We start from the raw sequence: 14,283 nt of genomic DNA on the forward strand, positions 1-14,283 counted from the left end.
CAAAGACGTTGCGTCGACGGTTGGCGGCGGGAGAAGTCTCGGTTTCAGGAGAGATTCGCCAGGAGCCGAAAGGGACCATGAGGGTTCCCTCCGCACCCCGGAAATCCGCCGAAAAACTCTCGGACTCTCGCGTTAACAACCGTCTCGGAGTTAACAGCCTGGTCCCTTTCGGACCTGCGAAAGGGAGCCTCTCGAACTCTCCGGGATGTGATCGGGGCTCCGTGATCCCGGTCCTCCGTTGTGGGGAAGGCGTAGCAGTTGGTGGACGTGACGGATCGATCGATGCCGCAGACGCCGGAGGCCGACGTGCCTTCTGACGGGACGCTCCCGGCCAGGAAGATGCGGCCGAACCATCAGCGGACGCTCCGCATCCTCCGGACCCTGACTCCGCAGCAGAAGCTCGCGGAGGTATTCAAACTCAACGAGCGGACGCTGCAATTGATGCGGATCGGCTTGCGTCGCCGATTCCCGGACCTGGATGATGCCGCGTTCGAGAAGGTCTATCTGCAGATGCGAGAGCGATGTCACAACAGGAACTATTGACTGATGTCATCCAGACTCTGCAGGGCCTCGGCATTGAATTCATGCTGAGCGGTTCTCATGCGTCGAGTCTGCAGGGCGAGGCGCGGGCCACGCACGACATCGATCTGGTGGTCAACCTGACCGCCAAGGATGTCCAGCCGCTGATCCGGGCCTTTCGGGGGGATCGCTTCTACCTGAGCGAGTCCGCCCTCGCAGAGGCCATTCGTGCGAAGCGGATGTTCAACCTTCTGGAAGTGACGACTGGCGACAAGGTCGACTTCTGGGTGCTGACCGACTCTCCGTTCGACCAGTCTCGCTTTGCCCGTCGGCAGCGAATCGACCTTGGCGACCAGTCCGTCGACGTGAGTTCGCCTGAAGACACGATTCTGATGAAGCTCCACTGGTGCAAGCAGTCGGGCGGCAGCGAGAAGCAGTTCAACGACGTGTTGCGTGTGTACGAACTCCAGGCGGACCTGCTCGACGCCGCGTACCTGAAGAACTGGCTGGCGGCGCTCGGCGTCGAGGATCTCTGGCAGCGGGTTCTCGACGAAGCGGAGCCGTTCAATCCCAGCGAAACGTCCGAATGACTCCCCACGCAGCCCTCGCCTGGCAGATCGAGATCGACCGGTGAAGGTCCGCCGGCGACCAGCCCCTGAATTATGAACGGACGTGCCGTGGCAAAGGCCAAGCAAAAACTGACATTTCCGGATCGAAAGATCTCAGAAACGTTCCTGGATTTTGCAGAACCGCTGCTGGATCCACTCGGCCCGTGGGCGACCCTCGACCAGAAGGAAACCGCGCTTCAACTCGCGTTCACCGTCTGGAATGCCGTGGTTTACAAAGACGCAGTTGACGACTCACGATTCATTGAGAGTATTGGCAACCTGACCGCGAATGACCCGGTTTCCGCAGCACTCGTTGACGAGATGGTTCACCGCAAGCGGACGTTGTTTGGCGATGATCATCGGCTGGTCGGAGAGTTCAAACTGAGTTGCCAGGCAGGAGAATGGAAACTGCGGGCCGAAGCGCGAGCCCCCAGACCGTCGTCGTAGCGACTGTGCATATTCTCCGCCGCTGCGTGCTGGTTCGCGGAGTGCAAGTCGAGTTGGTGGCGGGAGAACCCGCACCAAAGTGTACGTAAAGCCCGCCAACTGCTGTGCGAGGGCAAAGTCACAGATTCCGATCAAGGGGCGGGATGATGCAAGCGGCTGCTGGGAGTGCGGAGATCGATCTCGACCGGATCATGCAGGAGTTGGACCAGCGCACAAAAAAACTGCCCGTGCAGGCCCTCCGCACAGTTCAGGCTCATCGCGACCTGTTCATTCCGCGCCTGATTCAAAGCCTTGAAGACGCCGCGACGAAGATCGCCGCAGGGCAAGAAGTCGCCGCCGATTCCTCCTTCTTCGCCCTGTTCCTGCTGACTGAGTTTCAGGCCAAAGAAGCCTGGCCAGCCATTCGGAAGGCGATCTCGGTGCCCGGCGATGGCGCGTTCGACCTGTTCGGCGACGCCGTCACGGAGTCCTTGAGTCGAGTCCTGGCCGTCTTCCTGGCGGAGTCCCCCGATGAGCTCGACGAGCTGATTGCCGATCGGAATCTCAACGAATATGTGCGGTGGCAGGCCACCCATACCTATCTGAAGTTTGTCCGCGACGGGCGGATAACGCGCGACGCAGCCGTCGACCGCCTGCGGGGACATCTTCGCAACGCATTAGCAACTCAAGACACGACTCTGACGACCGGAATGGTTTGCGATCTCATCGATTATGCACCCCGTGAAGCGCGGGAGGAAATCCAGACCGCCTTTCAGCAAGGGCTCGTCGACCAGGGGATGGTCGACTTAAAGACTGTCGAGCGGTACATCGCAGAGGGGGATGCGCACTTTCAGCGTTCGCTGGAGCGCTGCGATCCGACGGGCATCGAAGACACCGTCAACGAGCTGGGCCACTGGGCCGGGTTTCAGGAACCTCCTCCCCGAAGAAATGTCCCAGCCCCCCACGTCCGGGACGATGTCGACGACCGGGATCGCGCGTTTTCACCGACAACGATTGTCAACGACGAACCCCGCGTCGGCCGCAACGATCCCTGCCCCTGCGGCAGCGGCAAGAAGTACAAAAAGTGCTGCGGAGCCGCATGAGGCGCGAGCGGGGATGCGGATGGCTTTGTGGGCTCGTTCTGAGATCAGGCCGCGAAAACCACCGAGGCCACACTCAGTTCCCGTGACGCGCGGCATCGGCTCATCCGACTAGGGCGTGTGGACATTCATAGGACATCGACCATGAGCGCCGCCAGCCAGACGAAGCCGGCGAAGTTTTCGAGGGTCTTTTCGTAACGTGTGGCCACGCGGCGAAACTGTTTGATGCGGTTGAAGAATCGTTCCACCTGGTTGCGGTGTTTGTAGCGCTGCTTGTCGTAGCGCTTCCTGGTCTTGCGATTCTTGTGGGGCTTGATGCAGGCTTTCGCCTGCAGTTTCCGGATCTGGTCTCGCGTTTCATCTCCGTCGTAGGCCGTATCTGCGATCACGTGTTCGATTTGTCCGGGTTCGAACGATTTGAGCAGCGCGCGGCCATGAGGGCCGTCTCCGTCCTGCCCGGGACTCAGGTGCATGGCCGCCAGATGTCCGTTCTTTTCCACCGCCGCGTGGATTTTGGTGTTCAGACCTCCGCGAGAGCGGCCAACGCCGCGACGGCGGTCCGCGTCTTCTTTTTTTCCTCCGCTTCGCGTCGGCCGCCAACGACGGCCAGATGGACCTTGATCGATGTCGAATCGAGTTGCAGTTCCTCAAGATCGAGTTCGCCGAGTTCCCGGACGAAGGCCTCCCAGACCCCGTTCTCGCACCAGCGGTCAAACCGCCGCCAGACGGAGTTCCAGTTGCCAAAACGCTCCGGCAGATCGCGCCAGGGCACTCCCGTTTTGGCCACGTACAAAACGGCGTCCACGAACAGCCGATTGTCCTCCCCGGACCGGCCGGGATCGCCCGGCTTTCCAGGAAGCAAATTCCGGATGCGATCCCATTGTTCATCCGTGAGAGCATGTCGCGGCGGCACTGCGGGGTCCTCCATGACCAGTTTCAGGCCGCAAGATCATTGCAATTCCAGGAAATCTCCGAAAGAGGAATGTCCACACGCCCTAGTGTCGCTACGGCACGCCCGAGTCCAAGGCCAGGTATTCCGGCATCATCGCCAGCCGGGCCGCTGGCCTGGAGTCCGCCCTTCCGGTCTCAGCGGCATCAGCGGAACCGGCCCCGCTGACGATTAACACGCTCTGCCTGAAGTTCGTCACAGAGGTGCTCCCGAAGTACAAGACAGCGGACGGCCAGCCGTCCGCGGAACAGGCTTGCTTCAAAGGTGTGGTGAAGATTCTCCGGCGGCTGTTCGGCGAGACGCCGGCGGCTGAATTCGGTCCGGTCAAACTGCGGCTGGTCCGGTCAGAAATGGTCGCAGCCTGATGGGCTCGCTGGCACATTAACAAGCAGGTTTCCCGGCTCCGGTACGTCTTCAAGTTTGCTGTGTCGTGGGATCTTGTCCCGGCAACCATGATGGAAGAGGTCCGGGCCGTTCCGGCTCTTGAGCCCGGTGAGACTGAGACCCGTGAGACGAAGCCGAAGCATGCCGTTTCTGCAGAGACGCTGCAGGCCGAGCACCGCAACTTCTGCCGAGGTTGTTCCAGGTCGAGCACGATCGCGTCCTGCTCCCACGAGGGCTGCGTAACGCTGTCGCCGGAGATCCCGAAAGCGAGGTTCAACGGATCGGCGGACTCTTGTCGTTTGAGGCTGTTTGAAGTAACCCCCAATGACAGCCGCATGTCCGCTTCTTCGCCACCCTCAGCACGCATTCGTCGGATGAATCAGAATATTTTTACCGCGCGCCTGGGAACGAAGGCATCGCCACCACCAATTCCGGCGATCGGCGATCAGCCGTCTTCCTCTGGCGACTCGCTAGTCTCGCTACCCCTTCAGGATCTCCCGGACCACGCGCCCCGACACGTCCGTCAGGCGGAAGTCCCGGCCGTTGTAGCGGTAAGTGAGCTGTTCGTGGTTCAGCCCCATCAGGTGCAGGATTGTCGCGTGCAGGTCGTTGACGGAGACGCGGTCGATGACCGCTTTGTGGCCGATCTCGTCCGTCTCGCCGTACAGGGTGCCCCCTTTGACTCCGCCGCCAGCCATCCAGGTGGTGAAGGCGTGGGGGTTGTGGTCGCGGCCCGTGCCCCCCTTCTGGACCAGCGGCAGCCGGCCGAATTCGCCGCCCCAGATCACCAGCGTCGAGTCGAGCAGTCCCCGGCCGGCCAGATCGGACAGGAGCGCGGCGATCGGCTGGTCGGTTTCTGCCGCGAAGCCCGAGTGGTTGGCGGCGATGTTCTGGTGGCCGTCCCAGCTCCGTTCGTTCTCCATTCCGCCGCTGTAGATCTGCACGCAGCGGACGCCGTTCTCGACGAGCCGACGGGCCAGCAGGCATTGCTTCGCGAAGTGCGCGCACTTGGGGTTATCGAGCCCGTACAGCTTCTGGGTGGCGTCCGTTTCCTGCGTCAGATCGAGAACTTCAGGAGCAGCCATCTGCATGCGATAGGCCAGTTCGAAGCTCTCGATGCGGGCCGCCAGTTCGCTCTCTCTCCCGTGACGGTCCAGGTGCTTCCGGTTCAGCGAGGCCAGCAGATCGAGCTGGGACCGCTGCTGGTCGCCGGTCAGATCCTCGGGCCGGCGAAGGTTGTCGATCGGATCTCCTTGCGGCTTGAGAGCGGTTCCCTGGTAGACGCTCGGCAGGAACCCGGAGCCCCAGTTCTGGGCGTGGCCTTTCGGGACGCCCCGTCCGAGCGTGTCGTACATCGCGACGAACGCCGGCAGGTTGCGGCTTTCGCTGCCGAGTCCATAGGTCAGCCACGAGCCGACGCAGGGGAAGCCCTGCCGGGCCATGCCGGTGTTGATCTTGAACAGGGCCGGGGAATGGTTGTTCGAGTCGGTCCAGCAGGAGTAGAGAAACGCCATCTTGTCGACGTGGCGGGCCATGTTCGGGAAGATCTCTGAAACCCAGGCCCCGCACTCGCCATGCCGTGCGAAATTATAAGGAGATTTCATCAGCGGTCCGACCGCACCGTTGAAGAAGCCGGTATTCGGGTCGAAGCCTTCGAGTTCCTTGCCGTCCCGCTTTTCCAGTTCCGGCTTGTAGTCCCAGGTGTCGACCTGGCTGGGGCCGCCGTTCATGAAGAGCCAGATCACCGATTTGGCCGGCGTCGAAAAGTGCCCGGCCCGCGGCGCGAGGGGATCGAGCGAATCGGGCGTCGCCGCCCGGACCGTCATTCCCTCCTGCTGCAGGAGAGCGGACAGCCCCAGCAATCCAAATCCCTGCCCCGACCGGCGGAGAAAGTCGCGACGGGAGGGCGCGAGCGGGTTGGCGAAGAAATGGGACATGGTTCGGCTTTCTGATTCGACGACGATTTCCCGGATTGCAGTGATTTCAGTGTGAGGAAGCGGGCTGAAGTCGCTGATAGACTTCGCCGTGCTGCTGGAGCCAGGCGATGTCGCGTTCCGCGGCGTGTTCCGAGATTTCTTTGACGAACTTCACTGTCTCGGCTTCGTAGCACGGCTCGTCCGGACGCGTTGTCGGATAAACGACTTCGACGTCGACACCCACGACGAAATCGCCACCGTGAATCCAGCGACGAATTGTCTCGCGGCGTCCGGGAGTTTTCATACGCTCATTCCTCCAGCCGAAACGCTCGTTGCCCGGGGCGCCATTCTGCGTGGCGACCATTGGAGCAGGAGAATCTTGCTGATGTTACGAAGACCAGTACGGTCCAAACTCATTCATTTCTCCGCGTCCTCCGCGTCTCAGCGGTGAAAACTCTTCTTCAGCTCAATCCACATATACAAATTCGTTCAGGCAGAACAGCACCTGGCACAGATCCGCCAGGGCCGCGTCTAATCCGGCCGCCCGGTTCCCGTTGCCGTGAGACACCGACTGCTGATCCAGGAACGCCGAAAGATCGGCAGACTCACCAGCCGACGGTTCCCGCTGCACTGCGACTCGAAATGCTTGTCGGACGAGACTTGCGGAATCCGTGTCAGACTCGGATGCGACGCGATTTGCCAGCGCCCGGGCTGCCTGGCGGACCTGGGCGTTGTTCATCAGCAACAGGGCCTGCGGGGCGATGGTCGTCTGTGGCCGATCGGCGATGCTGCTGGTGCCGTCGGGGGCATCGAATACGGTCATCATCGGAATCAGGTGACTCCGTTTGATCATGAAGTAAATACTGCGCCGCCGGTGCCCTTCATCAAGCGTCCCCGGTCCGTACAGCCGGTCATCGAGCTGGCCGCTGATGGCGAGCGTGGCATCGCGAATGACCTCCGCTTCCAGCCGATGCCGGGGGCGATGCCACAGCCAGCGGTTTTCACGATCCTTCGCAAGTCGTGCATCATCGGTCACGCCGGTCTGACGATAGACGGCGCTGTTCAGAATCTCCCGATGAATCGGCCGCAGATCCCAGTTGTGCCGGAGGAGTTCCCCCGCCAGCCAGTCGAGGAGCTCCGGATGCGTCGGGGGTTCGCCGCGCGTACCGAAGTCGCTCGGCGTCGCCACGATGCCGCGTCCCAGGTGGTGCTGCCAGAGCCGGTTCACGATGACCCGGGCCAGCAGATTGCCGGCTCCGTCCTGCGGATCGAGCAGCCAGTTCGCCAGGGCCCGCCGCTGATAGCTGGTCCGCCAGCCTTCGGGAGGGGCTTCGCGCCAGCGCTCGGCGGCGGCCGGCCCTGGCATGAGCACCTGCAGGAAGCCGAGGTGGGCTTCGCCGTCCTTGTTGTTCGGATCGCCCCGTTTGAGGAAGTGAGTCGTGGGGAGGAATTCCTGTTCGGCCTGCGTATGCAGCTTAACGGCGGGGAGCCCTTCCGTAGCAATCAGCACTTTCTGCAGTCGCGGTTTGGGTTCCGTGGCGGCATGGGCGGCCCGGGCGTCGTCGAGTTGCTTCCAGCCTGAATCGAGCGTCCGGAACCAGGCCAGGACCTCGATCCGTTCGGCGTCGGTCAGCGAGTCCATCGGCTTTGTCAGCAGGTCATAGAGCCGATCGCCGAAGGCCGGTCCGGTCGTCGCTGGCAGGTCGGGTTGCTCGGAAAACGAAAACCGCGGGTGGCCGATGGCATGATGCACGTTGTTCTGGAACGTCAGCGTCAGCGTGACTTCGGTTCCTCCCTCGAATCCAAAGGGCTCCGCCGCGACGAACACCCCGGCGTGATCCTTCCCGAATTCGGGGTCGACGGCCCAGGCCGAGCCCGTGTTGTCGTCGATCGCCGCCGCCACCGGCAGGCCGTTCTGCTCGAACGTCGCCCGAGCAACGGTCAGCTTGACCGGCTGCGTCGGCGCATTGGCCTTGCCGACCGGGCGGATTGCGACCTGCAGATTGGTCAGCGCGAAGTTGCCGTTGTCAGCCCGCCCCGGTCCGCCCCGTTTCAGCGACGAATGCGCCAGGGCCTCAATCCGGATCGCCTGCAGTTGCGGCCGATGTGTCGTGAAGCGGACGGTCCAGGTGTCGTGGTCCGGATTCGCTCCCGCCAGCAGATACGAACCATCCGGTTGCGGCTCGAAATTCGCCTTGCCCGCAGATTCCAGCGTCTCGATCTTCGGGGCCCACCAGCCTGCCGCCAGTTGCGAGAGATTGCTGCCGGCGGCCTTCCATTCCAAGTACTTGCCGGGCAATACATCCCGTTCATAGGCCTCGACGGCCACCGTCAGCGGGGCATGCTCGCGGTCGTATTCCGTCTTCGCCTTACCGTACCATTCCGGATCGAAATCGAGGTCGACCTCGCTCCGGATGGTCGTGGTGAAAGCCGAAAGCAGCCGATAGTAGTCCGCCTGCGGGATCGGATCGAACTTGTGGTCGTGACAGCGGGCGCAGCCGACGGTGAGCCCCAGCAGCGACGTCCCAATGGTCGACAACATGTCGTCCATTTCGTCGTAGCGATGTTTTTCGACTTCGTTCTTCGTGATTTGCGTGCTGTGAACGCCCGCGGCCAGAAAGCCGGTCGCCATCTGGGCCAGCCGGTCCTGCGGGGCGAATTCGTCCCCGGCGATCTGCCAGCGGACGAACTGATCGAACGGCATCCCGGAATTGAAGGCATCGATCACGAAGTCGCGGTAATGGAATGCCGTCGGCCGGTCGTAGTCGTGCTCGAATCCGTGGCTCTCGCCGAACCGCGCCAGATCGAGCCAGCGCCGGCCCCAGCGTTCGCCATAGTGAGGATCAGCGAGCAGGCGATCAACGAGTTGTTCGTAGGCGTCCGGAGCCGGATCATTCACGAACGACGCGACCTGCTCCGGAGTCGGCGGTAGTCCGAGGAGGTCGAAGTACAGCCGGCGGACCAGTTCGGCTCGCGATGCTTCCGGATTTGGCGTCAGCCCGGCCTGTTCCTGCGCCGCAAGAATGAAACGATCCACCGCCGAGTCGCCCCAGATGCCGTTCCGCAGGTCAGGCGGTGCGACGGGCCGCAACGGTCGGAACGACCAGAAGTTGCGCAGTTCGGGCGCCACGGTCCGCGTCCGCCAGTCATCGGTCGCGAGTTTTCCTTCGACGAGGGGTTTGTCGTAGGGCGCGCCGAGATCGATCCATTTCTGCAGGGCGGCAAGTTCCTGCTTCGAAAACGCCTCGCCGTCTTCCGGCATGTGCGGCTCCTGCAGCTTCGCCGCCAGCTTGTAGAGCAGGCTGCCATCGCCGCGTCCCGGCACCACCGCGGGGCCGCGCTCGCCCCCTTTGAGCAGTCCCTCGCGCGTGGCGAGGTTAAAAGCAGATTCTTCCTGTTTGCCGCCGTGGCAGTCCAGACAGCGCGTCACAAGCAACTGACGGACCGAGCCCTCGAAAACCTTCAGCCCGGCTTCCATCTTGGCCGCGTGCTCAGGATCGAGCGTTACTTTGCCGGGCCTGGCGTCTTCAGCCAGGACCACGCCGCAGCCGCCGAGACAGGCTGCGAGAACAAGTCGACGAAACAGCGGGGACATCACGGCGGCGGGACTCCACGGGGGCGTTCGGCGGCAGACCCATCAATTCTATTGGATGGAACACCCGTGGTCGAGGCGCGTCCTGCCGACCCGCGTTTCCGGCATTTTGCCGGAAACTTTGCAGCGGTCTACAGTTGCCACGCGGCTCCATTCGGCAACAATCAGGGGTTCCTGCGCCGCCAACCTGTCTCTCGCTGAGGATCCGATACCGTGCCCCTGCCGTATGACGCAATCCTGGTGGTCTCGTTCGGCGGTCCGGAAAGTCGTGAAGAGGTTATCCCGTTTCTGGAAAACGTCCTCCGCGGGAAACCGGTCCCTCGCGAGCGGATGCTCGAAGTCGCCGAGCACTATTATCATTTCGACGGCGTCAGCCCGATCAACGCCCAGGTCCGGGAATTCATCGGCGCCCTGCGGGGCGAGCTCGACCGTGCCGGGATCAACCTCCCGATCTACTGGGGCAACCGCAACTGGCGGCCCATGCTGACCGACACCATCCGCGACATGACCACTGCTGGCGTGAAGCGGGCGCTGGCTTTCATGACGTCGGCCTACAGCTCCTATTCCGGCTGCCGCCAGTATCGAGAAAACGTCCTCGCCGCCTGTGCGGAAGTCGGCCCCGAGGCGCCGCAGGTCGATAAGCTGCGGATGTTCTACAACCATCCCGAGTTCATCGCCGCCAACGTCGAGCGAATCCAGGCCGCGGGCGATCAGATTCCGGCAGACCGGCGCGGGCAGGCCAGACTGATCTTCACCGCCCATAGCATTCCGCTGTCGATGTCCGACAATTGCCAGTACGTCCGGCAACTGGAAGAGACCTGCCGGCTCGTGGCGGAAGAGCTCGGCTGGCCCGCCGAGCTGACGCAGCTCGTTTACCAGAGCCGGAGCGGCCGCCCGCAGGATCCCTGGCTGGAGCCGGACATTCTCGAAGTCGTCCGGCAGCTCAAATCCGAAGGGATCCGGGATCTGGTGTTGTCGCCGATCGGTTTCCTCTCCGATCACATGGAAGTGCTGTTCGATCTCGATTACGAGGCTCTTCATCTGGCGCAGGACCTGGGCATGAACCTTGTCCGGGCCGGGACCGTCGGCACCCATCCGCGGGTCGTCGCGATGGTCCGCGAGCTGATCGAAGAGCGCCTCGGCCTGCGGACGGAGAAACGAGCGATCGGGCAATATGGCCCCAATCACGACGTCTGCCCCGTCGACTGCTGCCTGTATCCGATAACGCGACCGGCTGGCGCCGGTGGAGCCGCTCGTCCGGCCTAATGGGACCTCAGCCCAACCGCTGCTTTCGGGCCGTCACATCCCGCAGCCTTGCGGCAAGCTCTGCAGTCAGCGCACCCGGCTGGAACTTCCAGCACCAGTTGGCGGCCTCTTCTCCGCTCGTTCCCGGCGTATTCATGCGGGATTCCGACCCCAGGCCGAGCACGTCCTGCAGCGGCGCGACGGCCAGTGCGGCGGGCGAGCTCCACGCCAGTTCGATGAGCTCCCAGGCGAAGTTCGCCTCGTCGCAGGGAATCCAAGTCTTCAGTCGTTCGAGCCGTTCCGGAAACGGCAGGACATCCGACCGGAACCAGCCGAGCGAAGCATCGTTATCGTGCGTTCCCGTGTAAACTACGGAGTTCAACTCGTGCTTCTCAGGAGCATACGGCTCCGCTTCCGAACCGGGCAACTGAAATTGCAACACGTTCATGCCGGGAAGCAGGAACTGTTTCCGCAGGGCATGAACGGGTTCGGTAATCATCCCCAGGTCTTCCGCGATGAGCGGCACGCACCGCATATCGGGCTGTCCGGCTTCGTCGTGCGGCGCGACCGCCAGCGCAATTGCGGCGAACAGATCCGCTGCCGGCCCGGGGATCCATTCGCCATTGATGGCGGTCCTTTCGTCGGCGGGGACCGACCAGTAGGCCTCGAAGCCGCGGAAGTGGTCCAGTCGGACGAGATCCACCAGCGCCAGCGACGCCTTAATGCGCTGAATCCACCAGCGGAAGCATTCCGCGCGAGCGCCGTCCCAGTCGTAGAGCGGATTGCTCCAGAGCTGACCCGTTTCGGAAAAATAGTCTGGGGGAACGCCGGCGACGCGCGTCGATCGACCGGAAGCGTCGAGCTGAAACAGCTCGCGATTGGCCCAGACGTCGGCGCTGTCGTGCGAAACATAGATGGGAATGTCGCCGATGATCCGCAACCCGCGGGCGCGGGCCTGTTCCCGCAACGCCGCCCACTGCCGCGAGAACGCGAACTGGCAGAACCGATGGAACTGCAGCCGGTTCCGGAGAGCGTCACCGGCCTCTGCGGTCGGCGTCATTCCGGGGGTGACGAGTTCGGTCCACTCGGTCCAGGCCCGGCTGCCGTTGGCTTCGCGCAGCGCCAGGAACTGGCAGTGCGGTTCCAGCCACCCGGCCTGGTCCGCGGAAAACGCATCGCAACTCTGGCGCAATTCGTGATCGGGAGCGAGCGTCCAGAAGGCTTCGGCGGCCGCTTCGAGAAGAAAATGCTTCCGCTCCCGGACCGCGAGAAAATCGACGCGGGGTGCCGACTCAACTCCCTGAACCGCGACCTGCTCGAGCTGGTCACGGGACAGCAGCCCGTCTTCAAACAGTCGTTCCGGGCTGAGCAGCAGCGGATTCCCGGCAAAGGCCGACGGGGACTGATACGGGGACTCCCCCGCCGCAGTCGGCACCAGCGGCAGCACCTGCCAGTAGGACTGGCCGGCCGCCGCCAGCCAGTCGATCCATTCCACCGCCGCAGGCCCCAGATCCCCCACTCCAAACCGCGTGGGGAGCGATGTCGGGTGCAGCAGCACTCCGCTCGCGCGTTCGGTCAACATGCAAAGCTTCCTGGCGAAAAAGGCCCGGGTGTCCCGCGGGCAGCGGACGGCGACGCGCGGGTTGTCGCCATCAGGAGGATGTCAGGGGGGCTGGTCTCGGCGCAATTGACCTGTAACAGGTTTCCGGAAGAGCGGCAAGCGGACGCGTGCGAGGTCCGTCGTCGGCCGGACGCCCGCCTCGATCCGTTGTTCGGAATATTCTTCGTCAACGCCTGAGTGGAATTCAGATTGCCGAAGCTCGACTTCAGCGGTGAAACGGCCGTGCGTTCATCAGTTTGGTGGAGTCCGTCGACCGCAACGGATTTCTGACAGACGCGGAATTGGCGAGAGACTGAGGCTCCGGCCGACAGGCCGCGGAATTCGATCGGGAGTTTCTGGCATCCGTCGATGAATACTCTGCGATCCTGCGTCCCAAATTGCACGCCGGCAACGGGTTGGTTACCATCGGCTCCGGTCAATTGACGCCGGCAGGGCGCCGGCGACTTCACCATGGGTTGCCCTTTGGCTCGGTTCGCAGGCAGTCGGTTCGTCCGCGGGACGGACGCTGTGCGACGAGTCCGGAGGGGCGGCAGTCTCAAGAGGATGCACCGAACATGCTGACGAAGCGCTGGATCTGGAGCACGCTGACAGCAGCCTCGCTGTTGGGCACGGGATCGGTCTGGGTCGGAGCCCAGGACGCTCCGAAGGCCGAAGAGAAGAAGGCCGAGGAGAAGCCTGCTGAAGAGAAGAAGGAAGAGCCCAAACCCGAAGCCAAGGCCGAAGACAAGAAGCCCGAAGAAAAGAAGCCGGAGGAGAAGAAGCCGGAGGAGAAGCCGGCCGAGCCCGCCAAGCCGGAAGAGAAGAAGCCTGACGCCCCGGCCGCCGCCGCTGCGGCCGGCGAGATCAAGCCCTCCGTCGAAGTGATCCACCTCGACAATCCTTCGGGCGTCGCCGTCCAGGCCAGCACCGGCCATGTCTTCATCACTTCGCACCAGGGCGTCTTCCGCTATCCGCCGGTCAAGACCGGCCGGAAGATCTGGCTGGAAGTCGAAGGCTTTCCGACTGACATCTACGGCAAGGGGCCGATGTACAACGTCGGGCCGCTGGGCGTCACGATGTGGGGCAACGATCGGATTATCGTCTGCGACGGCAGCCGCAAGGACGGCGAAGAGCTGGTCCGGATCTATAAGGTCGAGGACAAGGCTCCCGCCGCTCCCCGCAAGGAAGCCGACGCGGAATTCACGCTCGGCCCGATCGCTCCCGGCGACCTGAGCCCCAAGGGCGAAGGGAACTTCTATGCCGCGGCGATCTTCAACGACGCGATTTTCGTGACCAGCAATGGCGACGACACTAAGGGCTGGGTCGCCAAGTCGGCGCTGGTCGACGGCAAGCCGGGTCCGCTGACCCCTACGATCGCCACCAAGGAAGCGACGCAGGTCGACGCGCCGGAAGGGATCACCACGAAGCCGGATGGCAGCGAACTGGTCATCGGCCAGGGGGGCGAGGTCAACGTGGCGGGCGACTCCCTGCTGACCTTCTACGACAAGGAAGGCAAGCTCGTGAAGAGCTACAAAACCGGACTGCACGACATCGTCGGTCTGGCCTACAGCCCCAGCGGCAAGCTCTACGCAGTCGATTTCGCCTGGGCCGACACCACTCAGGGGGGCCTGTTCGAGATGGTGATTGAAGGCGAAGAGTGCAAGCCGAAGAAGATCCTCAGCCTGGATCGCCCGACGGCCCTTTCCTTCGACAAAGAGGGGGGCTTGTTCATCACCGTCTTCGGCACCGGCGAAAAGCAGCCGGAACCGAAGGAAGGCGAAACCCCGAAGCCGGCCGGCGCCCTGCTCCACGTCGCCCCAGGCCTGTAAGCCTCGCTGAAATATCAGTGATTCGACGAAAGAGCCCCGGTTCCACAAGGAACCGGGGCTCTCTTTGTAGGGCCGGCTGTGCCGGCCGGCGCAATTCCTCTGGCTACTCGCTTTT

General features: G+C 63.1%; 12 protein-coding genes and 1 pseudogene. 7 read left to right on the top strand and 6 right to left on the bottom strand.

Annotated elements, in window-relative coordinates; translation table 11 throughout:
* Window positions 1-282: 282 nt before the first annotated feature.
* The 4 genes from SH412_RS07445 (at window position 283) to SH412_RS07460 (ending at window position 2,656) form a co-directional block, all read left to right on the top strand.
* Window positions 283-543, top strand: a complete 261-nt coding sequence (locus SH412_RS07445; protein ID WP_336522880.1) for a hypothetical protein — start codon at window positions 283-285, stop codon at window positions 541-543.
* Complete coding sequence (locus SH412_RS07450; RefSeq protein ID WP_336522881.1) at window positions 540-1,109, top strand: hypothetical protein; 570 nt, start codon at window positions 540-542, stop codon at window positions 1,107-1,109. The genes SH412_RS07445 and SH412_RS07450 overlap by 4 nt, the downstream gene beginning before the upstream one ends.
* Window positions 1,110-1,196: 87 nt before the next feature.
* Window positions 1,197-1,574 (top strand): hypothetical protein, encoded by a 378-nt coding sequence (locus tag SH412_RS07455; protein ID WP_336522882.1) that lies wholly within the window; start codon window positions 1,197-1,199, stop codon window positions 1,572-1,574.
* 146 nt (window positions 1,575-1,720) lie between these two features.
* Window positions 1,721-2,656 (top strand): DUF1186 domain-containing protein, encoded by a 936-nt coding sequence (locus SH412_RS07460; protein WP_336522883.1) that lies wholly within the window; start codon window positions 1,721-1,723, stop codon window positions 2,654-2,656.
* Between the two features lie 125 nt (window positions 2,657-2,781).
* On the opposite strand, the gene SH412_RS07465 is transcribed toward SH412_RS07460, so the two are convergent.
* Together SH412_RS07465 and SH412_RS07470 are read right to left on the bottom strand one after the other, a co-directional pair.
* Window positions 2,782-3,279 (bottom strand): IS5 family transposase, encoded by a 498-nt coding sequence (locus SH412_RS07465; protein ID WP_336524155.1) that lies wholly within the window; start codon window positions 3,277-3,279, stop codon window positions 2,782-2,784.
* The gene (locus SH412_RS07470; protein WP_336522884.1) at window positions 3,174-3,581 is read right to left on the bottom strand and encodes an IS5 family transposase; all 408 of its coding nucleotides are present in this window, start codon (window positions 3,579-3,581) and stop codon (window positions 3,174-3,176) included. Before SH412_RS07470 ends, SH412_RS07465 begins: the two co-directional genes overlap by 106 nt.
* A gap of 224 nt (window positions 3,582-3,805) precedes the next feature.
* Between SH412_RS07470 and SH412_RS07475 the strand changes: the two genes are divergently transcribed.
* Window positions 3,806-3,967, top strand: a complete 162-nt coding sequence (locus tag SH412_RS07475; RefSeq protein ID WP_336522885.1) for a hypothetical protein — start codon at window positions 3,806-3,808, stop codon at window positions 3,965-3,967.
* A gap of 498 nt (window positions 3,968-4,465) precedes the next feature.
* On the opposite strand, the gene SH412_RS07480 is transcribed toward SH412_RS07475, so the two are convergent.
* The 3 genes from SH412_RS07480 to SH412_RS07490 all read right to left on the bottom strand — a co-directional run bounded on the left by SH412_RS07480 (window position 4,466) and on the right by SH412_RS07490 (window position 9,497).
* Entirely contained in the window at window positions 4,466-5,923 is a 1,458-nt protein-coding gene (locus SH412_RS07480) for a DUF1501 domain-containing protein (RefSeq protein WP_336522886.1), read from the bottom strand.
* A gap of 46 nt (window positions 5,924-5,969) precedes the next feature.
* On the bottom strand, window positions 5,970-6,206 hold the full coding sequence (locus SH412_RS07485; protein ID WP_336522887.1) for a hypothetical protein: 237 nt from the start codon (window positions 6,204-6,206) through the stop codon (window positions 5,970-5,972).
* 162 nt (window positions 6,207-6,368) lie between these two features.
* Window positions 6,369-9,497 (bottom strand): PSD1 and planctomycete cytochrome C domain-containing protein, encoded by a 3,129-nt coding sequence (locus tag SH412_RS07490; RefSeq protein ID WP_336524156.1) that lies wholly within the window; start codon window positions 9,495-9,497, stop codon window positions 6,369-6,371.
* A gap of 210 nt (window positions 9,498-9,707) precedes the next feature.
* On the opposite strand from SH412_RS07490, the gene SH412_RS07495 reads away from it, so the two are divergent.
* The gene (locus SH412_RS07495; protein WP_336522888.1) at window positions 9,708-10,760 is read left to right on the top strand and encodes a ferrochelatase; all 1,053 of its coding nucleotides are present in this window, start codon (window positions 9,708-9,710) and stop codon (window positions 10,758-10,760) included.
* A gap of 7 nt (window positions 10,761-10,767) precedes the next feature.
* On the opposite strand, the pseudogene malQ reads toward SH412_RS07495, so the two are convergent.
* Window positions 10,768-12,336: pseudogene (gene malQ, locus SH412_RS07500) on the bottom strand (4-alpha-glucanotransferase); the annotation flags it as partial.
* Window positions 12,337-12,914: 578 nt separating this feature from the next.
* Between malQ and SH412_RS07505 the strand changes: the two are divergent.
* Window positions 12,915-14,168: an NHL repeat-containing protein gene (locus SH412_RS07505; RefSeq protein WP_336522889.1), complete on the top strand. Its 1,254-nt coding sequence runs from the start codon at window positions 12,915-12,917 to the stop codon at window positions 14,166-14,168.
* Window positions 14,169-14,283: the final 115 nt, after the last annotated feature.

The sequence above is a fragment of the Planctellipticum variicoloris genome (assembly GCF_030622045.1).
In the GTDB taxonomy this organism is placed as follows: Bacteria; Planctomycetota; Planctomycetia; order Planctomycetales; family Planctomycetaceae; genus Planctellipticum; species Planctellipticum variicoloris.